Raw genomic sequence first — 24,958 nt, 5'->3', positions numbered from 1 at the left:
GGCGTGGATCCACGCAGTTTCTAGACTTTGACCCGTTGGAGCGCAATGGCCGACACCCCGCCTCCCCTGCCCCTCGACACCAGCTTCGACCCGCAAACCGGGCAATTGGTTGCGGTCGCGCCGGGGATCGGCCGGGTCACCGCCCCCAATGGCGGCCCCTTCACCTTCACCGGCACCAACAGCTTCGTGATCGGGGACGGCCGGGTGGCGTTGCTCGATCCGGGGCCGGACGATCCGCGGCACCTCGCGGCGCTGCGGCAGGCCATCGCCAGGCGTCCGGTCGAGGCGATCATCCTCACGCACACGCACAGCGACCATTCGGCGAGCGCGGCGCGGCTCAAGGCCGAGCTCGGCGCGCCGCTGTGGTTCGGCGGGCCGCACCGGCTGAGCCGGCCGCTCCGTCCGTTCGAGCGCAATCCGATCGGCCGCGACTGCGACTGGGCGCTGGTGCCGGACCGCACGCTGGTCGACGGCGAGCAGGTGGACGTCGGCGGCATCCGCCTCACCACGATCACCACGCCCGGCCATTGCGCCAATCACCTCTGCTTCGGGATCGACGGCAGCGACCTGCTGCTGTCGGGCGACCATGTGATGGGCTGGAACTCCACTCTGGTGGCGGTGCCCGACGGCTCGATGGCGGATTATCTCGCCTCGCTGCGCAAGCTCATCGGCCTCGGCGCGCGGCGCTATGTGCCGGCGCATGGCGGGCCGATCGCCGACGGCGCCGGTTTCGCGCGCGCCCTGCTGGCGCATCGCGAATTGCGCAACCGGCAGATTGCCGACGCGGTCGATGGCGGGGCGCGCAGCATCGGCGACTTGCTGCGCCGGATCTATCCGACGCTGTCGCCGATGCTGCGCTTCGCCGCGACGCTCAATCTGCGGGCGCATGTCGAATATCTCGACGACCAGCACCGCATCCACATGCACCGCACCCTGTTCGGCCTGCGCCTGTCGCCGGCCAGGCCCTAGCCGTCGCCATTGTCGCCCGGCTGGGCGGGCGTGGCGTTGCGCAGCATCAGCGTCACCTGGTTGTCGAGGTCGAGCATGAAGGCTTCGACGCGCTGCCCGTTCTCGCCGAAATCGGGGAAGGTCGAGAGCGAGGCCGAGCGCATGGCGATGGTGGTGCCGTCGGCGGTGCCGGTGACGCGGATCGCCACCTCCTCGCGAAAGCCGAGCAGCGTGGTGATGACGGCGTTGAGCTCGCCGCTCTCGACCTGCGTGGCGGGGCGGCGGGAGGCGCGCACGTCCCAGCCGCGATCGTCGACGAGATCGGCCACGGCATCGAACATTTCGGGCGCCGCGATCGGGTAGTTGCGCGAGCGGGCGTTGGGAAACTGTGCCTCGAGCGCGGCGCGCTGCCCGGGGGTGATGAAGCGGGCGTCGATGTAGCTCACCAGCGCCGGCGGATTGGTGAAGTCGGTGGAGATGTCGGGCGAGGCGGGCTGGCGCAAATAGAGATAGCCGAAATAGCCGAGCGGGGCGAGGCAGACGAGGCCGAAGACGAAGGCCAGCGTCGCCTTCCACCAGCCCTGGTCGCCGGTGAACCACAGGCGGATGAAGGCGACGATGGCCATCAGCACGGCCAGCGCTGCGAGGCCCAGCGCGATCGTCTCGATGGTCAGGAAATTGTCGCTGGTGATGACGTGGGCGCGATGCAGCAGCACCGGGATCAGCGCCAGCGGCAGGGCCAACGCCCCCACCCGGCGCGCCCAGATCGCCCATTTCGAGGTGCGGATGAGAATGCGCATCAGAGCACCGAGACCGGCTTGGGCAGCGGTGGCGGCGGCGCCGGCGGGCACATGTCGCGGATCGCCTGCCATTCGGCGGCGGTGAAGATCGGCCGCGGGTCGGCGACGGGCGTCGCCAGCGCCTCAAGCGCGGCGCGGCGCTCGTCGGTCAGCGGATGGTTGGAGAACAGCGCCAGGGCGCGCGAGAACTCGTCGTCCCGGGCGACACGTTCGAGCAGGTCCACCAGCCCCTTCGGGCTGAAGCCGAGGCGTTGCGCGGTTTCGGCGGCGAAGCGGTCGGCCTGCGCTTCGGCGCGGCGCGAGAAGCGGTTGTCGATCAGCGAGGTGCCGACGGCGGCGGCGGCCGAAATGCCGGTCATGTCGCCGAGGACGAAGCCGACGAGCAGGCCGGTGGTCGAGTTTGCGAGCAGGGTTTCCATGCCGTGCCGATAGTAGACGTGGCCGAGCTCGTGCGCGAGCACGCCGGCAAATTCGTCAGGCGTGCGGGCTGCCTGGATCAGGCTCGACAGGTAGTAGGTCCGGCCGCCGGGCAGCGCGAAGGCGTTGGCGATGGGGGAGCGGACCACGGTGACGTGCGGCGAAAAGGGCGAGCCGAGCCCGTCGAAGACGTTGGCGACGAAGCGGGCGATGGCGCGGTTGCCGACGGAGTTGGGGTCGGGGTCGCACAACACATAGCCCTTGCCCTTGGTCATCGAATTTTCGACCTGCGCCGCGGCGGTGTCGCCGATCTTGCTCTCCCAGGCGGGCGGCACGTAGGGCACGAGGCGATCGGCGAGCAGCGGGATGCCGTAGAGATAGGCGACGATCACCGACGCCAGCGCGGCGGTCGCCAGCACCAGGATGCGGAACTGCCCCCAGCCTTCGGCGCGCTGGCGCTGCGCCAGCGTCGGCAGAGCCGCGAGCGCGCTGCGCGTGTCGGCAATGCCGGCGACGGCGAGGCGGGCGCCGGGCGACTTCTGGCGATTGGCGATCCTGAGCTCGGCCATGCGCGAATGCAGCAGATAGACGTCAAGCGCCGGCCAGCGGTCGATCACCTCGCGGCTCTGCGCATCGAGGATGACCAGCGCCACCGGATCGGCGGCGAGGTCGATGACGCCGAGCACGTCGCGGACATCGGCGGTGAGGCCGTCGGTGTAGCGGGCGGCGAACTCCATCAATACGCCCCCACATTGAGCGCGTCGGCGAGCCCCTGCCCGATCAGCGCACGGTCCTCGGCGGTGGCCCGCACGCTGCGCAGGCTATCGGGGTTGGAGAGGCTCGCGCCGCGCGCCAGCAGCCGCCACCAGCCGAAGCTCAGCACCACTTCGGCGAGCATGCCGAAGGCGCCGAGGACGACGAGGTAGGCGACGATCAGCAGCGCCACGTTGAGCGTGCCCGACTGGAACATCGAGACGATGGATGCCGCGTCGGCCTTACCGCCCGCCGAGGCCATGGCGTAAATGCCGCCGAGCACCAGCGCGGCCGTGAGCCCGAGCAGCAGCAGCACGCCGAGGACGCCGAAGACGTAGGCGACGAACTGGCCGAACAGGGCGCCAGTCCCCAGCCTCACCGTCAGCGCCGCCTCGCCGCAGGAGACGGTCGAAAGCATGCGCGAGGCCGTGCGGGTGCGGTACCAGGCAAGGCTCAGCGCGAAGACGACGACGCAGCCGATGGCTGCCAGCCACGACAGCGCACCGGGGACCGGAAGCGCGCCGACGAGCACGAAATCGTGGGTCGAAACGGCCCAGATCAGGGCGCCGCCGATGGTCAGGAGGTTGAGGAGATAGGTGGCGTAGTACGGGGCAGCGAAGGCGCGCCAATTGCCGGCGATGTCGAATTTGCGGTCGCCGAACCAGGTGTTGCGCCAGCGGTATTTCCACAGGCTCGACGCCATCCATGGATAGACGAGGCCGAGCGTTGCGACCATCAGGATGGACCACAGGAAGCGGCGCAGTGCGTAGGCCCAGGCGTTGCCGCGCAGGTCGAAGCGGATGCCGCGCCAGAGCGTGCGCGACAGGCGGAAATCGCGCGCCCGGTAGGTGGCATAGCCCATCAGGAACCAGACAATCAGCCCGATGCCGAGATAGCCGAGGACGACCAGCGTGCTCTCCTGCATGGCGAGAACGAAGAGCGCGACGTAGATCGGCAGGAAAAATGCGAGCGCGAAGAAAAAGCCGAGCAGCAATTGCGTGGGGGTGCCGGTATATTCCAGCGGATCGCCGTCGATGACCGTGTTCTGCCAGTAGAAGCGGCGCTTCCAGGTGGCCTGCCAGAAGCGGTAGAGCCCGATGGTGGGCAGCATCAGCGCATAACCGCGGATGACGATGCCGAACAGCTCGTGCCGCGAGCCGGTGAACTCGACGCGCCCCACCCTCGCCGCTGACGCCGTATCGTTCATGGTTTCCGACGACTTGCCCGTGACTTACGATTTCATGCGACGCGGCGGGCCGCAAGGGATCACGGGTAGAGGCGCTGGCGTGTCCACGGGCCGATCGAATCGGCACGGGTGAAGCGCACCCGGTCGTGCAGGCGGAACTCGCCATCCTGCCAGAACTCGATCTCGGTGGGGATGATGCGAAAGCCCGACCAGTGCCTGGGCCGCGGTACCGGGTTGTCGTCGCCGATGCCGGCGCGCACGCGCTCGACCGCCTGCATCAGTTCGGCCCTGCTGGCGAGCGGCTGCGACTGCCGGCTGGCATTGGCGCCGAGCTGGCTGGTGCGCGAACGGGTGGCGAAATAGGCGTCGGCTTCCTCCGGCGCCACCACCTCTACCGGCCCGCGGGCGCGCACCTGGCGGCGCAGCGACTTCCAGTGAAAGACCAGCGCCGCCTTGGGATGGGCCAGCAGTTCCTCGCCCTTGCGGCTGTCGAAATTGGTGAAGAATACGAAGCCGCGGTGGTCGCGGGCGTTCATCAGCACCATGCGTACATCGGGCAGGCCGGTCTTGTCGACGCTGGCCAGCGCCATGGCATGCGGGTCGTTGGGCTCGCTCGCCCTGGCGGCGGCGAACCAGTCCTCGAACAGCGCGAAGGGGTCGATCGGGGCGCTGTCGTCGTCGTTGAAGATTCGGCCCGAAAGGGTGTCTGCGGCCATGAAAATACGCGCTCCACAAGGCTTTGGGCGATCTGGACAAGCCGGGACCGCGTGGCCATATAGGTCGCGACGGGGCGGAGTTTCAATCCGCCCAAAGATTTCGAAGGAACCCAATGCGCGATCCCTACAGCGTGCTCGGGGTGCCTCGTTCTGTGAGCGAGAAGGACTTGAAGTCGGCTTACCGCAAGCTGGCCAAGGCCAATCACCCCGATCAGAACCGATCCGACCCGAAGGCGCAGCAGAAGTTCGCCGAGATTTCGGCTGCCTACGATTTCCTCACCGACAAGGACAAGAAGGCGGCCTTCGACCGCGGCGAGATCGACGCCGACGGCAATCCGAAATTCGCCGGCTTCAACGGCGGCGGCATGGGCGGCGGCGCGCGCCGGGGCGCCGGGGCGTCGGCGGCGGGCGGGTTTTCGGCCGAGGACATCCTCAAGGAATTCATGAGCGGCTTCGGCGGCGCGCAGGCGCGCGGCGGCCGCGGCGGCGGGTTCGATCCGTTCGGTGGCGCCGGCAGCGGCGGCTTCAGCCAGGGTTTTGCCGGCGGCGCCCGCCAGCCGCAGGCCAAGGGCGAGGACACGCAGGCGACGATCGCCGTGAGCCTCGAAGACGCCCACAGGGGCGGTTCGGTGCCGCTGCGGCTGCCCAACAACAAGGTCGTCAACGTCAAGCTGCCCGACAAGGTCGAGGACGGCCAGCAGATCCGGCTCAAGGGCCAGGGCCAGGTTTCGCCCTGGGGCGGCGAGCCGGGCGACACCATCGTCACGGTGAAGTTCGAGCGACATCCGAAATTCCGCCGCGACGGCGCCGATCTGCGCGTCGACGTGCCGATCACGCTGTACGAGGCGGTGCTGGGGGGCAAGGTGCGGGTGCCGACGCTGGACGGCTCGGCCGAGCTGACCCTGCCGCCCAACATCAACACCGCCAAGGCGCTGCGCCTCAAGGGCAAGGGCCTGCACGGCAATGGCGACCTCTACGCCAGCCTCAAGATCGTGCTGCCGGAAAACGGCGACCCCGACCTCGAAAGCCTGATGCGCTTCTGGCGCGACCAGAAGCCGTACAAGGTGCGCGACTGACGCCACGACCCGCCGCTAGAGCAGCGTGCCTCGCAGGAAAATCAGCGCGATGCTGAAGTAGATCACGAGGCCGGTGACGTCGACGAGCGTCGCGACGAACGGTGCCGAGGCGCTGGCCGGGTCGAACCGCAGCGCCTTGAGCGCGAACGGCAGCATCGAGCCGGCGAGCGAGCCGAAGGTGACGATGCCCACCAGGGACGCACCGACGGTCGCAGCGATCAGCACCCAGTGCGGCCCGTAGTCGAACAGTCCGAGCTCCTGCCAGGCGCTGATGCGGACGATGCCGATGACGCCCAAGATCGCCCCGAGGACGACGCCGGTGGGCAGCTCGCGCGCCGCGACCCGCCACCAGTCGCGCAACCTGATCTCGTTCAGCGCCAGGCTGCGGATCAGCAGCGAGGTCGCCTGCGAGCCGGAATTGCCCCCCGAGCTCATGATCAGCGGGATGAACAGTGTCAGCACCACGGCGCGGCTCAGCTCGTCGGAGAAGGTCTGCATGGCGCTGGCCGTCAGCATCTCGCTGAGGAAGAGCGCGCAGAGCCAACCGGCGCGCTTGCGGATCATGCCCAGAAAGCTGATCTGCATGTAGGGCCGCTCCAGCGCCGCGAGGCCGCCGAACTTGTGAACGTCCTCGGTCTGCTCGGCGATCAACGCATCGATGACGTCGTCGACGGTGACGATCCCCAGGATATGCTGCGCCGCGTCCACCACCGGCAGCGCCAGCAGATCGTGGCGGCGGATCAGCCGGGCCGCGTCCTCGCGCGACACCAGCGGCCCGACCGTCACCGGCGCCGTGGATGCCGCGAGGCTCAGCACCGGCGCCAGCGGATCGCCCATGATCAGCCGACGCAGCGTCACCACCTGCACCAACCGGCCGCTGCCGGGCGCCAGCAGGTAGATCGCGTAGATGGTTTCGCGCGTCCTTTCGACCCGCCTCACATGCTCCAGCGTCGCCCCGACGGTGAAGGTCGAAGGCACCGCGACATATTCGGTGGTCATGATCGATCCGGCGGTGCCCGGCGCATAGGCCAGCAGCGCCTCGATCGAGGATCGGCTGGCCGCACCGATCCGGCGGATCAGGCGGGCTCCGACGTCAGGCTCGAGCGCCCCCAGAACGTCTGCCGCCCGGTCGTCGGGGATTGCTTCCAGCAGACGGCCGGCGAGGTCCTCGGGCAAGGCGGAGACGATCGCCGAGGCATCGGTCAACTCGGGCTGTTCGAGGATGCCGACGGCCTGCGCGAACGGCAGCCGTTCAAGGATCGACGCGGCGGCGGCCGCGTCCATGGGATTGAGCAGTTCCACCGCGTCTGCGGCGGTCAGGGGGAGCAGCGCGGCCAGGTCGGCCGCATTGATATCGGTATGCATGTTGGGCTCGCTTTCCGCCGATCGCCATCCGGCGACCTGCGCGAGCCCGGAAATCTCAGCTCACACAGCGCCAGACGGCATCGACGATCGACTGGGACTGTCGCTGGGCATGGGATTGAGACTCCGCTCATTTCGACGCGCTGGCGCATCGATGCTGGTCAGATGCGACTTGCGGTGGATGCTGTCAAGCACCGTAATCGCGCTTTCGCTCGAGTACCGGGCACGCGTGACAGCGGGCTCAGCCGCGCGGCGCGGCGGCCCGCTGCAGCCGGTCGTTGATGGCTTCGCCGAGACCGTGCAGCGGAATCGGCGCCACGGCGATGCGGTCGGCCCGCTCGTCGAGCTCGTGCAGCATGGCGAACAGGTTGCGCGCCGCCTCATGCAGGTCGCCGGCCGGCGACAGGTTGAGCGTTCCCAGCCGCGGCCCGAAGGCGAGATAGGCTTCGTTTCCCATCGGTCCTTCGGCGTTCAGGCGGAGCTGCGCGCGGGGCGCGTAGTGGCTCGCGAGCATGCCCGGCGAGGCGATGGCGGCGCCGGGCCGGGCGACCGCGACAGGGCGGCCGAGGGCGGCCTCGATCCGGTCGCGCGGCAGGGCGCCGGCGCGGAGCTGGGTCACGGTGTCGCCGTCGACGGCAAGGATGGTGGACTCGACCCCGGCGCGGCTCGGGCCGCCGTCGAGCACCGAGACGCGCCCGGCAAAGCCGCGGCGCACCTGCTCGGCGGTGGTCGGCGACAGCCGGCCGGACGGGTTGGCCGAGGGCGCGGCGAGCGGCCGGCCGGCCTGCCGGATCAGCGCCAGCGCCAGCTTGTGGTCGGGAATGCGGATGCCGACGGTGTCGAGCCCGGCGGTGACGATGTCGCTCAATCCGCCCTGCGGGCGCCGCGGCAGCACCAGGGTCAGCGGGCCGGGCCAAAACGCCGCAAGCGTTTCGGCGAGCGGCGAGAACACGACCAGCCGCTGCGCCATCGCCAGATCGGCGACATGGACGATCAGCGGGTTGAAGCGCGGCCGGCCCTTGGTCTCGTAAATCCTGAGCACGGCATCGGAATTGGTCGCGTCGGCGCCGAGGCCGTAGACGGTCTCGGTGGGGAAGGCCACCACCTCGCCGGCACGCAGCCGGGCGGCGTATTCGGCCAAATTCTCGGTGATCTCGGGCGATTTCGGCATCGCCGGCTGTTTGACAAGGGCGCGCCGGGCCGTCAAGGAATCAACATGGCCAGCCTTCTCGTCAGCCAGCGGAACTTCGCGAGCCACCAGACGCCCCCCGGACATCCCGAGCGGCCCGACCGCATCCGCGCCATCGAGGAGGCGCTGAGCGCCCCGGAATTCGCCGGGCTGGTGCGCAGGGATGCAGTCGCGGGGGATCTGAGCCTTGCGGATCTGGTCCATGCCCCCGGCCACATCCAGCGCCTCGCGCAGATTCGGCCGGCCGAAGGCATGGCGCAGATCGACGAGGACACCTTCATTTCGTCCGGGTCGCTGGATGCAGTGGCGACGGCGCTCGGCGGCGGGCTGCTGGCGCTGGAAGCGGTGGCGCTGGGCGAGGCGGAGAATGCCTTCTGCGCGGTACGGCCGCCGGGTCACCATGCCGAACGCGAGCGGCCGATGGGATTCTGCCTGATCAACACGGTGGCCGTGGTGGCGCGCGAGGCGCAGCGGAAATTCGGCGCCGAGCGCGTCGCCATCGTCGATTTCGACGTGCATCACGGCAACGGCACGCAGGACATTTTCTACAACGACGGCAGCGTGTTCTACGGCTCGACGCACCAGATGCCGCTGTTTCCGGGCAGCGGGGCGCGTGACGAGCGGGGCGTCGGCAATATCTGCAACGCTCCCCTGGCCGCCCGCACCGGCAAGGACGAGATGCAGGCGGCCTATGGCGGAATCATCCTGCCGGCACTCGAGGCGTTCGCGCCGGATTTCCTGCTGATTTCGGCCGGGTTCGACGCCGACTACCGCGACCCGCTGGCGCAGCTCAACTGGCGGCCGGAGGATTTTGCCTGGCTGACGCTGAAGCTGCGCGAGATCGCCGACCGCCGCTGCGGCGGGCGCATTGTCTCGCTGCTGGAAGGCGGCTATGACCGGCAGGGCCTGGCGACCGGGGTCGCCGCGCATGTCACCGCATTGATGAGCTGAATATTGGCCGAAACGACGAACGACGACGTGAAGGACATGAGCTTCGAGGCCGCGTTGTCGGAGCTCGAAAGCATCGTGTCGCGGCTCGAGGGCGGCAAGGCGCCGCTGGCCGAATCGATCGCCATCTACGAGCGCGGCGAGGCGCTTAAGTCGCATTGCGAAGGGCTGCTCAAGGCGGCAGAAGCTCGGATCGAAAAGATCACGCTGAAGAACGGCAAGCCCGTGGGGACCGAGCCGCTCGACCAGTAGGGAGCGCCCGGCCATGACAGTCTCGCCCGTTGTCGCGCGTACGCGCATCATCCTGTGGACGCTGGTGGTGGTGGCGGCGCTGGCGGCCACGGCGCTCTATGTGTTCAGGCCGCCCGCCCTGCCGGTGGGCGTCAGCGGGACGCCGTTCACGCTCAGCTCGACCAAGGGCGGGGAGTTCACGCAGGCCGACCTCAAGGGCACGCCGAGCCTCGTCTTCTTCGGCTATACGTTCTGCCCCGACGTCTGCCCGACCACCATGGCCGAGAGCGTGCAGTGGCGCGAGGAGCTGGGGATCAAGCCCGAGCAATTGCGCACCATCTTCGTGACGGTGGACCCCGAGCGCGACACCAAGCAGGTGCTGACCGAGTACCTGGCCGCGTTCGATCCCAACATCATCGGGCTCGTCGGCGACGCCGACCAGACGACCGCGGCGAAGGCGTCGTTCGGGGTGTTCTCGGAAAAGGGCCAGGTCGACAAGACCGGAGGCTATCTGGTCAACCACACGGCCAACGTGTTCCTGATCGGCCGGAACGGCGAGTTCGAGGGCACCATCGCCTATGGCGAGGACAAGCAGAGCGCCGAAGCCAAGATCAAGCGGCTGATCGGCTCCTGAGCCATGGCGGAACGGGTCCGCCTCGACATTGCCCTCGAACAGCGCGGCCTGGTGCAGAGCCGGGCCCGGGCCCGCGATGCGGTGCTGCGCGGGACGGTGCGGGTGAACGGCGTTCCAGCGCTGAAGCCGGCGGCGATGGTCGGCGCAGGCGACATCGTGGCGATCGACGATCCGGCCAATGGCTATGTGTCGCGGGCGGCACTGAAGCTGCTGGCGGGGCTCGATGCCGGCGCCATCGACGTTCGCGGCAGACTCTGCCTCGACCTCGGCGCCTCGACCGGCGGCTTCACGCAGGTGCTGGTCGAGCGCGGAGCGGCGAAGGTCTATGCGGTGGACGTGGGGCACGAGCAGTTGCACCCGATTGTCCGCGCCCTGCCGCAGGTGGTGGCGCTCGAGGGAGTGAACGTCAAGGACCTGACGCCGGCGCAGATCCCGGAGCCGGTCGAGGTCGTCGTCTGCGACATCAGCTTCGTGTCGATCGCCAAGGTGCTGGCACCGCCGCTCGCGCTCTGCCGGCCCGGCGCCGACGCCGTACTGCTGATCAAGCCGCAGTTCGAGGTGGGGCGCGAGCATGTGGGCAAAGGCGGGATCGTCAGCGATGGAGCAGCGATCGCCGATGCCGAGGCGGGCATTGTCCGGTTCATGGCCGCCGAGGGCTGGACACATCGCGCCTCCCTGCCCTCGCCGATCGCGGGCGGGGACGGAAACAAAGAAATCGTGGCGCTCTTCACCCGAACGCTCTAATATCGCCAATCGACGATTGAAGCCGCTCGAGCGGCGCCGACCTCCCCGGTTGGGACGCGATCGTTTCCGAAACACGACGAATCAACGGGTGATGCGATGCAATACCGCCGCTTGGGCAAATCCGGCCTCAAGGTCTCCGAGTTTTCCTTTGGTGCCTGGGTCACCTTCGGCAAGCAGGTGGGCGAGGACGATGCCACCTCGATCATGGGCTATGCCTACGACCATGGCGTCAATTTCTTCGACAATGCCGAGGGCTACGAGGCGGGCAACGCCGAAATCGTGATGGGCGAGGCGCTGAAGGCGCTGAAGTGGAGCCGCGACAGCTACATGGTGTCGTCGAAGGTGTTCTGGGGCGGCGAGAAGCCGACGCAGAAGGGCCTCAGCGCCAAGCACGTGACCGACGGCGCGCACAATGCGCTGAAGCGGCTGGGCGTCGACTATCTCGATCTCTATTTCTGCCACCGCCCCGACCTCGACACGCCGATCGAGGAGACGGTGCGGGCGATGCACAATCTCATCGTGCAGGGCAAGGTGATCTATTGGGGCACGTCGGAATGGACGGCGCAACAACTGACCGAGGCGCACCTGGTGGCGCGGCGCGACAACCTCACGCCGCCGACGATGGAGCAGCCCGAATACAACATGTTCAACCGGCAGAAGGTCGAGGTCGACTACCTGCCGATCTACCAGCTCGGGCTTGGAACGACGATCTGGTCGCCGCTGGCCTCGGGGCTGCTGACCGGCAAGTACAATGACGGCATCCCCGCCGACAGCCGCATCAACCTGCCCGGCTACGAATGGCTGAAGCGGAACCTCGAATCGCCGGCCGGCAAGGCCAAGATCGAGAAGGTGAAGAAGCTGGCGGTACTGGCCAAGGATATCGGCCTGCCGGTGCACCACATGGCACTGCTGTGGTGCCTCAACAACCCGCACGTCTCGACGGTGATCCTCGGCGCCAGCCGGAAGAGCCAGCTCGAGGACAACCTCAAGGCGCTCGACGCCAAGTCGAAACTGACGCCGGACGTGCTGGCCAAGATCGAAGAAATCCTCGGCAACAAGCCGGACGTGCCGGTGTCGCTGTCGCGGGTGTAAAGGCCGCGCTATTCACGGATTCCGCGGTGGCTGTGGCCCCCACCCCCAGCCCCTCCCCGCAAGGGGAGCCGACGGAAAACGGTGCGCAGGCTCAGCACGCCATTCGCTGATCAAAGGCTATAGTCGAAGCTGTAGGTATGGGCGCCGCCCGGCGCGATGGCGATGGTCATCGTGCCGGACAGGCCCTCGAGCTCACCGGTGCCGCTGTCGGCAATCACGTTGATGGCCAGCGACTGGCCGGCCGGGCTCGAATGGCCGGAATGCTGCAGCATGAAGCTGCCGCTCTTGCCGGCAAGGCTTCCCGTCACCCGCTCGATCGCGACATAGCCTGCCGATTCCGGACGCTCGCCGCGGCCGGCCAGCATCTGGCCGACGCTCGTCGCCTCGAGATCGCCGTGAAACTGCTTGTCGAGGGCAAGCCGGCCGAGGAAAGCCGCCGCCTCGCGCTCGTCGCCGGGCAGCGGCGTCAGCTTGACATCGAAGGGACCAGTCGCAACGGGCATCAGAACCCCACTCCACCTTCGCGGCCGGTCTGGCCGCGGTGCCTCAGGAAATGATCGGCCAGCACGCAGGCCATCATGGCTTCGCCAATGGGCACGGCGCGGATGCCGACGCACGGATCGTGGCGCCCCTTGGTCAGGACCTCGGTGTCCTCGTTGGTCACGGTCACGGTCTGGCGCGGCGTGAGGATGGAGGAGGTCGGCTTGACGGCGAAGCGGACGACGATGGGATCGCCGTTGGAGATGCCGCCGAGGATGCCGCCGGCGTGGTTGGACTGGAAGCGCGGCCCGGCATTGCCGGCGCGCATCTCGTCGGCGTTCTGGGTGCCGGTGAGGGCGGCGGCGGCCATGCCCTCGCCGATCTCGACGCCCTTGACGGCGTTGATCGACATCATGGCCGAGGCGAGGTCGGCGCTGAGCTTGCCGTAGATCGGGGCGCCCCAGCCGGCCGGCACGCCCTCGGCCACCACCTCGATGACGGCGCCGACGGAATTGCCGTCCTTGCGGATGCCGTCGAGGTACGGCTCCCATGCCGCGGCGGCCTGCGCATCGGCGCAGAAGAACGGATTGTTCTCGACCTCGGCCCAGTCGAAATTGCGGTAGTCGATGCGGTGCGGCCCCATCTGCACGAGGCTGCCGCGGATGGTGACGTTGGGGATCACCTGCCGGGCCACGGCGCCGGCGGCGACGCGGGCGGCGGTTTCGCGCGCCGAGGCGCGGCCCGAGCCCTTGTAGTCGCGGATGCCGTATTTCTGCTGGTAGGTGAAATCGGCGTGGCCGGGGCGGAACTTGTCCTTGATGTCGGAATAATCCTTGGAGCGCTGGTCGGTGTTTTCGATCAGCATCGAGATGGGCGTGCCGGTGGTCTTGACGAGGCCGTCGCGCTCGTCCTCGACGACGCCCGAGAGGATGTTGACCAGATCCTCCTCGCGCCGCTGCGTGGTGAAGCGCGACTGGCCGGGCTTGCGCCGCTCGAGGTCGCGCTGGATCAGCTCGGCGCTGATCGGGATGCCCGGCGGGCAGCCATCGACCACCACGCCGATGGCCGGCCCGTGGCTTTCGCCCCAGGTGGTGAAACGGAACATGTGGCCGAAGGTGTTGAAGCTCATGGGGGGTGCTCGAACTGACTAGCGGCGCCTGGCGACGGCCGTTGCTCTAGGAGCGGGGGCGCCGAACGTCAATCTTCATCGCCGCTCAGGCTTTGCCGCCCTATGGCCAGGAATTGCTCATATCCCTCGTCGCGGCGGCCGATGCCGATGACCAGCACCGTCAGCACCTCGTCGTGGACTTCATAGACCAGCCGATAACCGGCGCCGCGCAGCTTAATCTTGTATGTTTGCTGCCGGGCGCGGAGCTTTGCTGCTGGAACGTGCGGGTTTTCCACGCGTCGCCGCAGCACTTTTTCGAACTGGCTGCGGACGGTCGCCCCGAGCTTGTTCCAGCTTCTTGTGGCGTCTGGGGTGAATATCAGCCGATAGCTCATCCAACGACACCTCGATGCCGGCCTCCGGCTCCTGTTTGCTCAGCATGTCGAGGATGTTGAGATCGTCAAGCGCCTCCAGCATCCCCTCCCATGCCACAGGCGAAATGATGTAGCCCACCACGCGGTTGTGGTTCAGCACCGCGACAGCCTGCGTCTCGGCGGCAACGAAGGCCGCGCCGGGATTTTTCTTGAGGTCGCTGATACTTACGGCCAGGTCGGCGTCCACCCGCTGGAAAATCTGGTTCATTTCAAGCTCCGTATTTGGTACGAAATATAGTACCAAATATCAGCCAGTCAATCGTCCCAGCTTTGACCGGCCGGATACACCGCGGATTTGCCGTCGGTGAAGTGCACGACCGAATCCTGCGGCGGGAACCAGTTCACGGCCTGCTCGGGCGGCAGGCCTTCGATGAGGTGGCGGAGGACGCGCAGGATGCCGCCATGGGCGACGATCACCGAAGGGCCGGTGAGGGAGGCACCGAAATCGCCGAGGCGGGCGGCGACGTCGGCGTAGCTTTCGCCCTCGGGCGGGCGGAAGTGCCAGAAGCTGGCGTCGCGCTCGCCGGCGATGGCCATGGCGCCGGCGGCAAGCTCGGTGTGGAGGCGTCCCTCATAGGCGCCGAAGGAAATCTCGATGAGGCGCGGATCGATGGTCACGTCGGGCAGCGGTTCGCCGACCCGGGCGCGGATATTGTCCATGGTCTCGCGGGTGCGGCCGAGCGGCGACACGTACCAGGAGAAATCCACCGCATTGCGTCCGGCGCGCCGCAGCAACCGCGCCAGCATCTCGCCATTGAGCGCCGCCTGGCCGCGGCCGCGGGCATTGAGCGGAATGTCGCGCGCGCCCTGGTAGCGGCCCTCGGCGTTCCAGTCGGTTTCCCCGTGCCGGATGAAGTACAGCTCCGGCCAGACCAGTTCGGACATGTCGATCTCAGGCGGTGGGCGTTTCGGCCGGTGCGTCGGCGTCCATGAGCTTCATACCGACGACGTTGAAGCCGGCATCGACGTAATGGATTTCGCCGGTGACGCCGGAGGAGAGATCGGAGAGCAGATAGAGGCCGGCCTTGCCGACATCGTCGATGTCGACGTTGCGGCGCAGCGCGGCGTTGGCCTCCTGCCAGTGCAGCATGTCGCGCAGGCCCGCGATGCCGGAGGCGGCCAGCGTCTTGATGGCGCCGGCGGAGATGGCGTTGACGCGGATGCCGGCCTTGCCGAGGTCGACCGCGAGATAGCGGACGGACGCCTCGAGCGCCGCCTTGGCGACGCCCATGACGTTGTAGTTGGGGATATAGCGCTGGGCGCCGTAATAGGTCAGCGTCAGCAGCGCGCCGCCAGGGGTCATCAGCGGTTCGGCGCGCCTGGCGACGGCGGTGAAGGAGTAGACCGAGACGTTCATGGTCAGCGCGAAATTGCCGGCGCTGGTGTCGACGTAGCGGCCGTCGAGCTCGTTCTTGTCGGAAAAGCCGATGGCGTGCACGAGGAAATCGAGGTGGCCCCAGCGCTCCTTGATCTGGCGGAAGGTCTCGTCCATGGCGGCGTCGTTGGTGACGTCGCATTCGACCAGGAAGGTCGAGCCGATTTCGGCGGCCAGCGGCTCGACGCGCTTCCTGAGCGCCTCGCCCTGGTAGGAGAAGGCGAGTTCGGCGCCCTGCCCGGCCAGCGCCCTGGCGATGCCCCAACCGATGGACCGGTTGTTGGCGACGCCCATGATCAGCCCGCGCTTGCCTGCCATCAGTCCGTCGGCCATGGGAATTTCCTTCGCTTTCTCAGTTTCGAGGCTTGTGCCATATGCTGCGCCGCATGAACAAGTCCCAGGTCCTCACCGAACTGGCCGGTCTTTTGGGTGAAACCGCGGTGATCGGCGACGCCGCGCTGATGCCGGCCTACCTGAACGAGCCGCGCAAACGCTACCACACGCCCGCCCTGGCGGTGGCCCGGCCGGCCGATTTGGCGCAGGTCCAGGCGTTGTGCCGCTGGGCCAACGACAACCGGGTGCCGCTGATTCCGCAGAGCGGCAATACCGGGCTGGTGGGGGCGCAGGTGCCGGCCACGGGCGACGAGGTGATCGTCTCGATGCAGCGGCTGGACCGGGTGCGCGAGGTGGACGCCGCGGCCGGCCACATGACGCTCGAGGCCGGGGTGATCCTGCAGCGGGCGCACGAGGTGGCGGAGGCGGCGGGGGCGATGTTCCCGCTGTGGATCGCGAGCCAGGGGTCGGCGCGGATCGGCGGGGTGCTGAGCTCCAATGCCGGCGGGGTGCAGGTGCTGGCCTATGGCAATGCGCGCGAGCTGTGCATCGGGGTCGAGGCGGTGCTGGCCGACGGGCGGCTGTACCGGGGGCTCAATGCGCTCAAGAAGGACAATACCGGCTACGATCTCAAGGATCTGCTGGTGGGGGCCGAGGGCACGCTCGGCATCATCACGGCGGCGACGCTGAAGCTGTTTCCAAAGCCCGAGGCGCAGGAGACGGCGTTCTGCTCGGTCGACGGGCCGGAGAAGGCGCTGGAGCTGTTCACGCTGATGCGCGAGCGCGTCGGCACGCGGCTGACGGCGTTCGAGCTGATGCCGCGCTTCGGCATCGAACTGCAGCTCAAGCACGGCATGATCGCGCGCGATCCGGCGGCGAGCCTGGCGCCCTGGTACGCGCTGGTCGAGGTCAGCCGGCCCAAGGGCGGCGTTCCCGGGGCGTTGCAGGCGGCGCTGGAGGAGGCGCTGGGAGATGGTCTCGTCGGCGACGCCAGCATCGCGCAATCGGAGGCGGATCGCACGCTGATGTGGACGGCGCGCGAACAGATGAGCGAGGTGCAGAGCAAGGAAGGCGCCTCGATCAAGCACGACATCTCGGTGCCGATCGCGGCGGTGCCGCGGATGATCGCCGAGGGCGTCGCGGCGGCCGAGCGGGTGCTGCCGGGCATCCGCCCCTGCTCGTTCGGACACATGGGCGACGGCAATCTGCATTTCAATTTCAGCCAGCCGGCGGGCATGGACGGCAAGGCGTTCATGGCGTGCGAGAAAGCCGTCAACGACGCGGTGTACGAGGTGGTGCTGCGGCTCCACGGCTCGATCTCCGCGGAGCACGGCATCGGGCAGTTGAAGGCGAAGCTGCTGGGCGAGGTGAAGGACCCGGTGGCGCTGGAGATGATGCGGGCGATCAAGCGCGCGCTCGACCCGAACGGAATTCTAAATCCGGGCAAGATGCTGGGGTGAGGTAAACGGCTGCCCGGTGATTGGGCCCCCCCCCGGCCCCTCCCCGCAAGGGGGAGGGGGCGATGGAGCCGCATTCTCCGGTGCTTCAGTCGGGCTCCCCTCCCCCTTGCGGGGAGGCAGCAGGCACCGGCCGTGCGGCAAGTCGCATGTGAACAGCGTTAGAACAGATCCAATTGCGCGCCGCCACCGGCGCGCTTCTTCGGCCGTTCCGGCTCGGCCTCTTCGAGAGCAGGCACGATGAGGGCGGGGCCATCTGCATCGGCCTTGTTGACGGTGCGCGCCACGGGGTGGAGCGCGAGCGTGCCGGCGGGCGCCGGGGCGATGAGCTCGACGGCGTCGCGGGCCTCGACGTCGCGGGTGTTGAGCCAGGCGTCGACGGCGTCGCCGGCGAGCAGCGCCGGCATGCGGTCGTACACGGCCGAGATTTCGGGATTTGGCCGGGTGGTGACGATGCAGACGGTGTCGATCTCCTCGCCGTTGGGCCCGGCCCAGGTGGCGTAGAGGCCGGCGAAGGCCATGGTGCCGCCATCGACATTGGCGATGTAGTACGGCCAGCGCGAGCCGTCGGGACGCTTGCGCCATTCGTAATAGCCGCTGGCGGGCACGATGCAGCGGGTGTTGCGCAGGGCGTCGCGGAACGCCGGCTTGTCGGCCATCGATTCGGCGCGGGCGTTGATCAGCAGCGGAAAGACGCGCGGGTCTTTCACCCAGCCGGGCACGAAACCCCAGCGGAACAGCTCGGCGGTGCGCCGCCCCTCGCGCTCGAGCACGGTGATGACCGGCTGCGTGGGGGCGATGTTGTAGCGCGGCGGGTAGCCGGCCACCTCGTTCAGCACCTTGAACAATTGCGCCATCGCCTCGGGGGGCAGCAGGAATGCGTAACGGCCACACATAGCGGTCTCCTTGCCGGCGAAAGTAGGTGCTTGCCGGCTGCGCCGCAAATTGCAATCTCAGTCCATGCCCGTCCTGTTTGCCGCCAGCGTGGCCATCGTCCGGCAGTTCGATGTGCTGCTGATCCAGCGCAACCGGCCGCCGTCGGAAGGGCTGTGGACGCTGCCCGGCGGACGGCTGGAGCCGGGCGAGACGGCGGAGCAATGCGCCATCCGCGAGCTCAAGGAGGAATTGGGGCTCGACGTGTTCGCCCTCAGGCCGGTGCGGGTGCTGCGGTTTCGCGGCTTCGAGCTGCAGGTGTTCGGCACGCAGACCTATGACGGCGAGATCGTGCCGGATGCGGCCGAGATCCGCGCCTGGCGCTGGATACGGCCGGAGCAGATCGGCCGGTTGCCGACGACGCCGGAGCTGGGCGAGGTGCTGGCCGGCGCCTTCCGCCTGTTCGACCGCAGCTGAGACGCCTTGCCGCCGCCACGATGGTGCGACTAGGAATGCAGCATGCGCGCCCCGCTGACCGCCCTGCTGCTGCTTGCCACCACCCTGCTGCCGCGTCCGGCGCTGGCGATCGATCCGCCTTACGAGCCGCAGATGGAGCGGCTCGCCGAAATCCTGGGGAGCCTGTATTTCCTCAACCCGCTGTGCAAGCCGGGCGGCACCGACTGGCGGCAGCAGCTCGCCGATTTGGTGAAGCTCGACCAGCCGGACGAGGACCGGCAGCAGCGGCTCTACGGCGCGTTCAACGCCGGTTTCGCCTCGTATTCGCGGCTCTACCGCAGTTGCACGCCGTCGGCGTCGGAGGCGCTGGCGCGGCTTCTGATCGAGGCGGAGGCCACGGCGCGCGACATCCACACGCGCTACGCCGAGTAGCGGCCGGGTTAAGTATAAGGCCAGAGGTCGCGTTAACCCTTTGGTGAGGTGTCCCACGCCTGCCACACTTGGCGTGATAGGTCGGGGGACATGCGGCCCAGCAAACCCACGATCCCGATGTTCAGCACGGACGGCGCCAGAGACGAGCAGCGCGAGGCACGGCAGCTTGCGCTCGAATATCTGGCCGAAGCCTGGAACACTGCCGAGGACGAGGGCGTCGAAACGCTGGCGCTGGCGCATGCCTCGCTGTTCGCGGCGCTGGCGACGATGGTGCGGCTGCATGGCGACGAGGCCACGGCGCTGCTGGTCGAGGCCTTGCCCACCCGCATTCGCGAGGGCGAATACGCCCTCGACCGGATGACGCACTGATCCTTGCGGATCGCGCCGGAGTGGGCCATGTCTCGAGCCTAACCGGAAGGCTGCCATGGCCACGATTTCCCGTCCGTCGCGCGCGCTGTTCCGCTTCTCGGGCGCAGAGGCGCAGAAGCTGCTGTTCGACGTGGTGACCGGCCGGCTGCTGGCCGAACCGGGGCCGGCGATCTGGTGGGCGCTGCTCAGCCCGCAGGGCAAGATCCAGGCCGAGGGCCTCGCCAGCTTCGAGGACGGGGCGTTCTGGCTGGATGTCGACCGGTCGGTCGCCGACAGCTTCCTCAAGCGGATGCGCATGTACAAGCTGCGGGCGGCGGTGGAGATCGCCGATTTGCGCGACAGCCACGCGGTGGGCTGGGACGGCGGCAAGCCGCTCACCCGGGTGATCGGCACCGTGGCGGAGGCCGCGGCGTGGGCGCCGGCCGACGACCGCCATGCGGCGTCGCGGATCGCCGCGGGACTCGCCGAGCAAGGGACGGATTTCGCGGCCGATGCGGTGTTTCCGCACGATATCGGCATGGATCTGCTCGGCGGGGTCGACTTCAAGAAGGGCTGCTATATCGGCCAGGAAGTGGTGAGCCGGATGCAGCGGCGCGGGACGGCGCGGCGGCGGCCGGTGATCGTGTCGGGCGTCGAGGCGCCGATGGAGACGCCGATCAAGGTGGGCGGCCGCGATGCCGGCAGCGTCGGCGCGGCGGTGGACGGCAAGGCCGTGGCCATCGTGCGGCTCGACCGCTTCGATGGCGGCGCGGTGACGGTGGCCGACCGGCCGGTGACCGTCACCCTGCCCGACTGGGCCACCTACCGGCTTGGGGAATCGCCCGCCGCCGATTAGCCTTCCGGCTTTCCTTGGGGAGGCAGGATGGCGCGCGGCGCGGACAGAGCCTGGCAACGCATGCTCAGCGGACGGCGGCTCGACATTCTCGATCCGTCGCCGGTGGACGTGGAACTGTCCGACATCGCCCATGGGTTGGCGCGCGTCGCGCGCTGGAACGGGCAGACCAAGGGCGACTATCCGTTCTCGGTGGCGCAGCATTCGGTGCTGGTGCTCGACATCTTCGCGGCGCATGCGCCCGAGACCGACAGCAGGGCGCGGCTCTACGCGCTGCTGCACGACGCGCCGGAATATGTGATGGGCGACATCATCTCGCCGTTCAAGGCGGCGATGGGCGGCAATTACAAGGACGTCGAGAACCGGCTGCTCGGGGCGATCCACCTGCACTTTGCGCTCAACGCCGCGGCGCCGGCGACGATCCAGCGCCAGATCAAGCGGGCGGACCGCGAGGCCGCCTATCACGAGGCGGTGCATCTCGCCGGCTTCGAGGTGGACGAGGCGCGCAAATTCTTCGGCGAGCCGACGCTGGCGGCGTTCGATCTCGAACGCTTCGACGAGCTGATCCGGCCGTGGCCGACTCGCGAGGCGCATGAGAGGTTCGTCGACGCCGTCGACATGCTGGCGACCGCCATCCACACGCAATCGTAAAGTTAAGGTAAACGGGCGTTCCATTTTGACGCATCCGGGGGCCGCATGGTTGATGCGAGGTTAACGTCAACCCGCACAGCCGGAGACAGGCATGGCCTTTCCGATCCGCACCGTTTTCCTGAGCGGCGGGCTCGCCGCGATCGTCGCCGGCGGGCTGGCAGCACCGAGCCTGTTTCCCGCCGCGTTCGCCGCCGAGCCGCAAAAGCACGTGCTCGATACCGCCGGCGAGATCTTCTCCAAGCCGTTCGACCTGGACCGGCTCAAGAAATTCGACATCACCACCGACGACAGCGTATCGACGACGGTGCAGCGCACCGCCACGGTACAGAAGATCGGCTTCGGCAAGCGCACGATGGTGTCGATCGTGACGACGCCGTCGGGGACCTATTCGAGCGACGCTATCGTGTCGCCGAACGTGCGCTATCCCGGCATCGACGTGACGCCGAATGCGCTTTGCGACTGCTCCCACTCCCGCATCCGGTTCGGTGTCGCGACCTCGGACTATGGAACGTGGACCTGGAGCTATGTCAGCCGTGGCTCGTTCGTCTACTCCAGCTCGAGCTTCAAGCGGGCGCCAGTGCCGCGGCGCTGATCAGGCCGTGCGCTTGAACTGGTAGAAGATGTGATTGCCGATCTTGGTCACGCGTTTGAGCCTTGGGGCCCAATCCGGATAGACGTAGTTGGCGTGGTAGTGCGTGGCCTTGCCGACTTCCGGCAGATAGAGGCTGCCGGTGATCACGCCCTTGGCGATCTCGTCGGCCTGCTTCCATGATTTCTGGTCGGTGATGGTTTCGGGCCGGCCGTCGCAGGCGAAGGAGAACTGGCAGGCATTGTGCATCTGCTGGTTCTGGAACACGACCTGGCAGATGTCCTTGGGATAGATCGGGTGCGCCAGGCGGTTCATCACCACCTGCCCCACCGCGACCTGGCCACGATAGGATTCGCCGCGCGCCTCGAAATAGATCGCTTCGGCCATGCACCAGATGTCCTTCTGGCTGACGGCGTGGCCGTATTTGTCGATGCTGGTGCTGAAGTCGGTCGGGCCGGTGGTTTCGCGCGCATAGGCCAGCGAGCGCGTCGCCATCATCGGGGTGGGCGCCATCGGCACGATCTGGTCGATGGCACCGAGGGCGGCGCTCCGGCTGGGATCGATGCTGGCGACGCGGATCGGGGTGCCGTCGGGATTGTCGCCCATGACGGCGCCGGCCGAGGGCGGGAGGGCGTGCGGCAGCCAGCCGCCGGCGGCCGGGGCCATCTTCGGCGTCCGCAGTTCCGCCAGCCGGGTGCGGATGGCGTCGAACCCGGACGAGACGGTGACGCCGTCGGGCGTCAGGCGGGCGCGGTTGACCTTCTCGGCGCGGTTGGGGCCGGAGAAGCTGCCGGTGTTGAACAGCATCGCCACCGAGCCGGTGATGATGAGGTCGTTGCCCTTGCGGGTGAGCGTGGCCGTGGGGGCCGACGCGGCCCTGGCGGCCGGAAGCTTGATGTCGAGGCCGGGGCCCTGGACGCCGGCGGTCAGCAGCGGCCAGGCGAGCAGCGACAGCGCGAGCGACGCAAAGACACCGGCAACGCTATGTCCGGGACGGGCCCATAGGGCGATTGGTCCGAAAAGGGCCATCGAACGCGGTACTACTCACGCAACGCCACAACAAACGACGCTTCGGCAAATGTTGCTTAAATGCCGACGACCCGGATCATGCGGGATTAGGGTTATCGGCAGGTAAACCGCCCGGCGGGGGCAGTGCAGATTGCGAGGCGTGGTTAACTCAGGCGGCCTGCGCGAGGGCGAGGCGGGCGATGGGCACGCGATAGGGCGAGCAGCTCACATAGTCGACGCCGAGCCTGGCGAAGAAGGCAAGCGAGGCCGGATCGCCGGCGTGCTCGCCGCAGATGCCGATCCGGAGCGCCGGATTGGCCTGGCGGCCGCGGGCGATGGCGAGCGAGATGAGCTCGCCGACGCCCTTCTGGTCGAGGGTGACGAACGGATCGAGCTCGAACAGCCCCATGCGCTGATAGGCGGCGAGGAAGGCCGGGGCGTCGTCGCGGCTGATGCCGTAGGTGGTCTGCGTCAGATCGTTGGTGCCGAAGGAGAAGAAATCGACGTGGCGGGCGATGTCGGCGGCGCGCAGCGCGGCACGCGGCAGCTCGATCATGGTGCCGAAGGCGAAGCGCTCGCGGGTCGAGCGCGGCAGGTTGGCGGCGTCGAGCAGATCCATCACCCGCTCGCGCACCCACAGCACCTCGTGCGCGGTGGAGACGAAGGGCACCATGATCTCAAGCGTCACCGGCTCGGCGCCGGTCTTCATGGCGGCGCGCACCCCGGCCAGCAGCGCCTGCACCTGCATTTCGAGGATTTCGGGATAGGTCACGGCAAGGCGGATGCCGCGATGGCCGAGCATCGGGTTGATCTCGGAGATGCGCTCGAGCCGCTGCTTCAGGGCGCGCAGCTCGAGGCCGAGGGATTTCGCGGTCTCGTCGATCTCCTCCTCGGTGCGCGGCAGAAATTCGTGCAGCGGCGGATCGAACAGGCGCACCGTCACCGGGCGGCCGGCCATGAGCGAGAAGATGGCGGAGTAGTCGCCGGTCTGGAAATCGACGAGGCCGTTGAGCGCGGCGCGGCGGTCGGCCTCGTCCTGGCTGAGGATCAGGCGGCGCAGCGCCACCAGCCGCTCGCGCGAAAAGAACATGTGCTCGGAGCGGGCAAGGCCGATGCCCTCGGCGCCGAAGCTGAGCGCGGTGCTGGTGGCCTCCAGCGTTTCGGCGTTGGTGCGCACCTCGATGCTGCGGGTGGCGTCGGACCAGCCGAGCAGCTCGCCCAACGCGCCGCCGATATGGGGCTGGCTGAGCGGCAGGGCGCCCAGATAGACGCTGCCGTCGCTGCCGTCGATGGTGATGCGGTCGCCGCCGCGCAGCACGGTGTCGCCGATGCGCGCGGTCATCGCCACCGGATCGACGCTGAGGTTGCGCACGCCGGCGACGCAGGGCTTGCCGGTGATGCGGGCGATGACGCCGGCATGGCTGGTCATGCCGCCACGGGCGGTGAGGATGCCGGTTGCCGCCCGCATGCCGTCGATGTCGGCGGGGCCGGTTTCGTTGACGACGAGGATGACGTGACGGCCCCTCGCCTTCCAGCGCGCGGCGTCCTCGGCGGTGAAGACGATGCCGCCATGCGCGGCGCCGGGCGAGACGCCGAGGCCCGTCGCGACAGGATCGCCATGGCCGCCGCGAAGACTGGGATGCAGCAGCGATTGCAGGCGGTCGGGGCTGACGCTCGCCACCGCCTGCTGCTCGCTCCAGGTGCCGCGCTCGACGCGGTCGGTCGCCGCCTCAAGCTCGGCGGAGGCGCTCGCCGGATAAGGCCGGGCCGAGAGGAAGGACAGCGTGCCGGCCTCGATGGCGGCGGTGATGCCCATGTGCCGGCCGGCGGCGCGGTCGACGACCTCGCACAGGCGCGCGGCGTCGGGCGCCAGCGGGATATCGCCGTTCTGCAGCGGCGCCGGCCCCATGGCGCCGGTCGCGGCGTCGCGCGACATGAACTGCACGATCTCGCCGGGTGCCATGGCCTGCACGAGGACGATGGAGTCGGCGGCGCCGGGGTAGGAGTCGAAGGCGGTGGCGATGGCGCGGCCGAGCGGCGCGCGCAGGTCGACGGCCTCGGCCTCGCTGGCGGGCGCCGGAAGGCCGGTGCGCGCCGGCATGAGGCCGGGGCGCGGGCCGTCGGCGGCGGTGCGCACGGCCAGCAGCGGCGGCCTGCCGTCGGGGCCGACGAGGCGGAACAGCGTCGCCACCCAATGCGCCCGCAGGCGGTCGGCACGCTGCTGGCGCTCGGCCTGCAGCGCCTCCCAGGCGGCGCGGGTCACGACGATGGTGGGGACGGTGGGCACCCCCGCCTCGAACACGGCGCGAATCCAGCGGGCCTTGCCGGTCAGCAGCCGGCGCTGCGGGGCGGTGAGGTTTGCGGGCCCCGACGCAGGCGCGATCGCAAACATTTCGAGAGCGAGGCTCACCGACTATCCCCTTGTCCTGGCGCGCTTTCCATTGTGCCTGCGGCGCTGCTGCCCC

General features: G+C 68.5%; 28 protein-coding genes. 14 read left to right on the top strand and 14 right to left on the bottom strand.

Going from position 1 to position 24,958, the window contains the following annotated elements; genetic code table 11:
- The first annotated feature begins 45 nt into the window (after positions 1-45).
- Entirely contained in the window at positions 46-969 is a 924-nt protein-coding gene (locus tag BGO82_RS03430; protein ID WP_291304148.1) for an MBL fold metallo-hydrolase, read from the top strand.
- Here BGO82_RS03430 and BGO82_RS03425 read toward each other — a convergent pair.
- From BGO82_RS03425 to pdxH, 4 genes are read right to left on the bottom strand one after another with little or no spacing between them, the layout of a single operon-like run.
- Entirely contained in the window at positions 966-1,748 is a 783-nt protein-coding gene (locus BGO82_RS03425; RefSeq protein ID WP_291304147.1) for a DUF1499 domain-containing protein, read from the bottom strand. The two genes, BGO82_RS03430 and BGO82_RS03425, sit on opposite strands and share 4 nt — an antisense overlap.
- Complete coding sequence (locus BGO82_RS03420) at positions 1,748-2,902, bottom strand: M48 family metallopeptidase (protein ID WP_291304146.1); 1,155 nt, start codon at positions 2,900-2,902, stop codon at positions 1,748-1,750. The genes BGO82_RS03425 and BGO82_RS03420 overlap by 1 nt, the downstream gene beginning before the upstream one ends.
- Positions 2,902-4,125, bottom strand: a complete 1,224-nt coding sequence (locus BGO82_RS03415; protein ID WP_291304145.1) for a DUF898 family protein — start codon at positions 4,123-4,125, stop codon at positions 2,902-2,904. Before BGO82_RS03415 ends, BGO82_RS03420 begins: the two co-directional genes overlap by 1 nt.
- A gap of 59 nt (positions 4,126-4,184) precedes the next feature.
- Positions 4,185-4,820, bottom strand: a complete 636-nt coding sequence (gene pdxH / locus BGO82_RS03410) for a pyridoxamine 5'-phosphate oxidase (RefSeq protein ID WP_291304144.1) — start codon at positions 4,818-4,820, stop codon at positions 4,185-4,187.
- A 113-nt stretch (positions 4,821-4,933) separates the two neighbouring features.
- Between pdxH and BGO82_RS03405 the strand changes: the two genes are divergently transcribed.
- Positions 4,934-5,896, top strand: coding sequence for a DnaJ C-terminal domain-containing protein (locus BGO82_RS03405; protein WP_291304143.1), 963 nt, complete (start codon positions 4,934-4,936; stop codon positions 5,894-5,896).
- Between the two features lie 15 nt (positions 5,897-5,911).
- On the opposite strand, the gene mgtE is transcribed toward BGO82_RS03405, so the two are convergent.
- Both mgtE and BGO82_RS03395 read right to left on the bottom strand, forming a co-directional pair.
- A complete protein-coding gene (gene mgtE, locus BGO82_RS03400) occupies positions 5,912-7,261 on the bottom strand; it encodes a magnesium transporter (protein WP_291304142.1) in 1,350 nt (449 codons plus the stop codon).
- Positions 7,262-7,499: 238 nt separating this feature from the next.
- Complete coding sequence (locus BGO82_RS03395) at positions 7,500-8,429, bottom strand: L-threonylcarbamoyladenylate synthase (RefSeq protein WP_291304141.1); 930 nt, start codon at positions 8,427-8,429, stop codon at positions 7,500-7,502.
- A gap of 45 nt (positions 8,430-8,474) precedes the next feature.
- Between BGO82_RS03395 and BGO82_RS03390 the strand changes: the two genes are divergently transcribed.
- The 5 genes from BGO82_RS03390 (at position 8,475) to BGO82_RS03370 (ending at position 12,096) form a co-directional block, all read left to right on the top strand.
- Positions 8,475-9,398 carry a histone deacetylase family protein gene (locus BGO82_RS03390; RefSeq protein WP_291304140.1) on the top strand — a complete coding sequence of 308 codons (924 nt, stop codon included), beginning with the start codon at positions 8,475-8,477 and terminating at the stop codon, positions 9,396-9,398.
- 3 nt (positions 9,399-9,401) lie between these two features.
- On the top strand, positions 9,402-9,647 hold the full coding sequence (locus tag BGO82_RS03385) for an exodeoxyribonuclease VII small subunit (protein WP_291304139.1): 246 nt from the start codon (positions 9,402-9,404) through the stop codon (positions 9,645-9,647).
- A 13-nt stretch (positions 9,648-9,660) separates the two neighbouring features.
- Complete coding sequence (locus tag BGO82_RS03380) at positions 9,661-10,260, top strand: SCO family protein (RefSeq protein ID WP_291304138.1); 600 nt, start codon at positions 9,661-9,663, stop codon at positions 10,258-10,260.
- 3 nt (positions 10,261-10,263) lie between these two features.
- Positions 10,264-11,004 carry a TlyA family RNA methyltransferase gene (locus tag BGO82_RS03375; RefSeq protein WP_291304137.1) on the top strand — a complete coding sequence of 247 codons (741 nt, stop codon included), beginning with the start codon at positions 10,264-10,266 and terminating at the stop codon, positions 11,002-11,004.
- 96 nt (positions 11,005-11,100) lie between these two features.
- Positions 11,101-12,096 (top strand): aldo/keto reductase, encoded by a 996-nt coding sequence (locus tag BGO82_RS03370; protein ID WP_291304136.1) that lies wholly within the window; start codon positions 11,101-11,103, stop codon positions 12,094-12,096.
- 110 nt (positions 12,097-12,206) lie between these two features.
- Here BGO82_RS03370 and BGO82_RS03365 read toward each other — a convergent pair whose 3' ends face one another.
- The 5 genes from BGO82_RS03365 to fabI all read right to left on the bottom strand — a co-directional run bounded on the left by BGO82_RS03365 (position 12,207) and on the right by fabI (position 15,832).
- Positions 12,207-12,599 carry a DUF3224 domain-containing protein gene (locus tag BGO82_RS03365; RefSeq protein ID WP_291304135.1) on the bottom strand — a complete coding sequence of 131 codons (393 nt, stop codon included), beginning with the start codon at positions 12,597-12,599 and terminating at the stop codon, positions 12,207-12,209.
- Positions 12,599-13,705, bottom strand: coding sequence for a chorismate synthase (aroC, locus tag BGO82_RS03360; RefSeq protein WP_291304134.1), 1,107 nt, complete (start codon positions 13,703-13,705; stop codon positions 12,599-12,601). The genes BGO82_RS03365 and aroC overlap by 1 nt, the downstream gene beginning before the upstream one ends.
- Positions 13,706-13,773: 68 nt before the next feature.
- Positions 13,774-14,079: a type II toxin-antitoxin system RelE/ParE family toxin gene (locus BGO82_RS03355; protein ID WP_291304133.1), complete on the bottom strand. Its 306-nt coding sequence runs from the start codon at positions 14,077-14,079 to the stop codon at positions 13,774-13,776.
- Positions 14,080-14,373: 294 nt separating this feature from the next.
- A complete protein-coding gene (locus BGO82_RS03350; RefSeq protein WP_291304132.1) occupies positions 14,374-15,003 on the bottom strand; it encodes a histidine phosphatase family protein in 630 nt (209 codons plus the stop codon).
- A 7-nt stretch (positions 15,004-15,010) separates the two neighbouring features.
- The gene (gene fabI / locus BGO82_RS03345; protein WP_291304436.1) at positions 15,011-15,832 is read right to left on the bottom strand and encodes an enoyl-ACP reductase FabI; all 822 of its coding nucleotides are present in this window, start codon (positions 15,830-15,832) and stop codon (positions 15,011-15,013) included.
- Positions 15,833-15,879: 47 nt separating this feature from the next.
- Between fabI and BGO82_RS03340 the strand changes: the two genes are divergently transcribed.
- A complete protein-coding gene (locus BGO82_RS03340) occupies positions 15,880-17,286 on the top strand; it encodes an FAD-binding oxidoreductase (RefSeq protein WP_291304131.1) in 1,407 nt (468 codons plus the stop codon).
- Between the two features lie 158 nt (positions 17,287-17,444).
- On the opposite strand, the gene BGO82_RS03335 is transcribed toward BGO82_RS03340, so the two are convergent.
- The gene (locus BGO82_RS03335) at positions 17,445-18,179 is read right to left on the bottom strand and encodes an SOS response-associated peptidase (RefSeq protein WP_291304130.1); all 735 of its coding nucleotides are present in this window, start codon (positions 18,177-18,179) and stop codon (positions 17,445-17,447) included.
- A gap of 64 nt (positions 18,180-18,243) precedes the next feature.
- On the opposite strand from BGO82_RS03335, the gene BGO82_RS03330 reads away from it, so the two are divergent.
- The 6 genes from BGO82_RS03330 to BGO82_RS03305 all read left to right on the top strand — a co-directional run bounded on the left by BGO82_RS03330 (position 18,244) and on the right by BGO82_RS03305 (position 21,488).
- Positions 18,244-18,633, top strand: a complete 390-nt coding sequence (locus BGO82_RS03330; protein ID WP_291304129.1) for an NUDIX domain-containing protein — start codon at positions 18,244-18,246, stop codon at positions 18,631-18,633.
- Between the two features lie 42 nt (positions 18,634-18,675).
- Positions 18,676-19,044: a TIGR02301 family protein gene (locus tag BGO82_RS03325; RefSeq protein ID WP_291304128.1), complete on the top strand. Its 369-nt coding sequence runs from the start codon at positions 18,676-18,678 to the stop codon at positions 19,042-19,044.
- A 117-nt stretch (positions 19,045-19,161) separates the two neighbouring features.
- Positions 19,162-19,413 (top strand): hypothetical protein, encoded by a 252-nt coding sequence (locus BGO82_RS03320; protein WP_291304127.1) that lies wholly within the window; start codon positions 19,162-19,164, stop codon positions 19,411-19,413.
- Between the two features lie 55 nt (positions 19,414-19,468).
- Positions 19,469-20,248 (top strand): folate-binding protein, encoded by a 780-nt coding sequence (locus BGO82_RS03315; RefSeq protein WP_291304126.1) that lies wholly within the window; start codon positions 19,469-19,471, stop codon positions 20,246-20,248.
- Between the two features lie 60 nt (positions 20,249-20,308).
- Positions 20,309-20,896, top strand: a complete 588-nt coding sequence (locus BGO82_RS03310) for an HD family hydrolase (protein WP_291304125.1) — start codon at positions 20,309-20,311, stop codon at positions 20,894-20,896.
- Between the two features lie 91 nt (positions 20,897-20,987).
- Positions 20,988-21,488 carry a hypothetical protein gene (locus BGO82_RS03305; protein WP_291304124.1) on the top strand — a complete coding sequence of 167 codons (501 nt, stop codon included), beginning with the start codon at positions 20,988-20,990 and terminating at the stop codon, positions 21,486-21,488.
- On the opposite strand, the gene BGO82_RS03300 is transcribed toward BGO82_RS03305, so the two are convergent.
- Both BGO82_RS03300 and BGO82_RS03295 read right to left on the bottom strand, forming a co-directional pair.
- Positions 21,489-22,514: a cell wall hydrolase gene (locus BGO82_RS03300; protein ID WP_291304123.1), complete on the bottom strand. Its 1,026-nt coding sequence runs from the start codon at positions 22,512-22,514 to the stop codon at positions 21,489-21,491. It abuts the gene before it with no gap.
- Between the two features lie 148 nt (positions 22,515-22,662).
- Positions 22,663-24,903, bottom strand: coding sequence for a putative PEP-binding protein (locus BGO82_RS03295; RefSeq protein WP_291304122.1), 2,241 nt, complete (start codon positions 24,901-24,903; stop codon positions 22,663-22,665).
- Between the last annotated feature and the right edge of the window lie 55 nt (positions 24,904-24,958).

Origin of the sequence: Devosia sp. 67-54 (genome assembly GCF_001899075.1) — a bacterium.
GTDB lineage: Bacteria > Pseudomonadota > Alphaproteobacteria > Rhizobiales > Devosiaceae > Devosia_A.
Note: the sequence above shows the minus strand (reverse complement) of the source record. Positions and strands in the feature narration are given on the sequence as shown.

What these genes read in the sequence shown, in the direction of transcription:
- BGO82_RS03315 (WP_291304126.1), top strand. Translation starts at nt 19,469, where the DNA reads ATGGCCACGATTTCCCGTCCGTCGCGCGCGCTGTTCCGCTTCTCGGGC.
- BGO82_RS03325 (WP_291304128.1), top strand. Translation starts at nt 18,676, where the DNA reads ATGCGCGCCCCGCTGACCGCCCTGCTGCTGCTTGCCACCACCCTGCTG.
- BGO82_RS03370 (WP_291304136.1), top strand. Translation starts at nt 11,101, where the DNA reads ATGCAATACCGCCGCTTGGGCAAATCCGGCCTCAAGGTCTCCGAGTTT.
- BGO82_RS03380 (WP_291304138.1), top strand. Translation starts at nt 9,661, where the DNA reads ATGACAGTCTCGCCCGTTGTCGCGCGTACGCGCATCATCCTGTGGACG.
- BGO82_RS03355 (WP_291304133.1), bottom strand. Translation starts at nt 14,079, where the DNA reads ATGAGCTATCGGCTGATATTCACCCCAGACGCCACAAGAAGCTGGAAC.
- BGO82_RS03420 (WP_291304146.1), bottom strand. Translation starts at nt 2,902, where the DNA reads ATGGAGTTCGCCGCCCGCTACACCGACGGCCTCACCGCCGATGTCCGC.
- BGO82_RS03335 (WP_291304130.1), bottom strand. Translation starts at nt 18,179, where the DNA reads ATGTGTGGCCGTTACGCATTCCTGCTGCCCCCCGAGGCGATGGCGCAA.
- BGO82_RS03300 (WP_291304123.1), bottom strand. Translation starts at nt 22,514, where the DNA reads ATGGCCCTTTTCGGACCAATCGCCCTATGGGCCCGTCCCGGACATAGC.
- BGO82_RS03365 (WP_291304135.1), bottom strand. Translation starts at nt 12,599, where the DNA reads ATGCCCGTTGCGACTGGTCCCTTCGATGTCAAGCTGACGCCGCTGCCC.
- BGO82_RS03390 (WP_291304140.1), top strand. Translation starts at nt 8,475, where the DNA reads ATGGCCAGCCTTCTCGTCAGCCAGCGGAACTTCGCGAGCCACCAGACG.
- BGO82_RS03305 (WP_291304124.1), top strand. Translation starts at nt 20,988, where the DNA reads ATGGCCTTTCCGATCCGCACCGTTTTCCTGAGCGGCGGGCTCGCCGCG.
- BGO82_RS03425 (WP_291304147.1), bottom strand. Translation starts at nt 1,748, where the DNA reads ATGCGCATTCTCATCCGCACCTCGAAATGGGCGATCTGGGCGCGCCGG.
- BGO82_RS03340 (WP_291304131.1), top strand. Translation starts at nt 15,880, where the DNA reads ATGAACAAGTCCCAGGTCCTCACCGAACTGGCCGGTCTTTTGGGTGAA.
- BGO82_RS03330 (WP_291304129.1), top strand. Translation starts at nt 18,244, where the DNA reads ATGCCCGTCCTGTTTGCCGCCAGCGTGGCCATCGTCCGGCAGTTCGAT.
- BGO82_RS03415 (WP_291304145.1), bottom strand. Translation starts at nt 4,125, where the DNA reads ATGAACGATACGGCGTCAGCGGCGAGGGTGGGGCGCGTCGAGTTCACC.
- BGO82_RS03350 (WP_291304132.1), bottom strand. Translation starts at nt 15,003, where the DNA reads ATGTCCGAACTGGTCTGGCCGGAGCTGTACTTCATCCGGCACGGGGAA.
- BGO82_RS03430 (WP_291304148.1), top strand. Translation starts at nt 46, where the DNA reads ATGGCCGACACCCCGCCTCCCCTGCCCCTCGACACCAGCTTCGACCCG.
- BGO82_RS03395 (WP_291304141.1), bottom strand. Translation starts at nt 8,429, where the DNA reads ATGCCGAAATCGCCCGAGATCACCGAGAATTTGGCCGAATACGCCGCC.
- BGO82_RS03320 (WP_291304127.1), top strand. Translation starts at nt 19,162, where the DNA reads ATGTTCAGCACGGACGGCGCCAGAGACGAGCAGCGCGAGGCACGGCAG.
- mgtE (WP_291304142.1), bottom strand. Translation starts at nt 7,261, where the DNA reads ATGCATACCGATATCAATGCGGCCGACCTGGCCGCGCTGCTCCCCCTG.
- pdxH (WP_291304144.1), bottom strand. Translation starts at nt 4,820, where the DNA reads ATGGCCGCAGACACCCTTTCGGGCCGAATCTTCAACGACGACGACAGC.
- BGO82_RS03405 (WP_291304143.1), top strand. Translation starts at nt 4,934, where the DNA reads ATGCGCGATCCCTACAGCGTGCTCGGGGTGCCTCGTTCTGTGAGCGAG.
- BGO82_RS03310 (WP_291304125.1), top strand. Translation starts at nt 20,309, where the DNA reads ATGCTCAGCGGACGGCGGCTCGACATTCTCGATCCGTCGCCGGTGGAC.
- BGO82_RS03375 (WP_291304137.1), top strand. Translation starts at nt 10,264, where the DNA reads ATGGCGGAACGGGTCCGCCTCGACATTGCCCTCGAACAGCGCGGCCTG.
- aroC (WP_291304134.1), bottom strand. Translation starts at nt 13,705, where the DNA reads ATGAGCTTCAACACCTTCGGCCACATGTTCCGTTTCACCACCTGGGGC.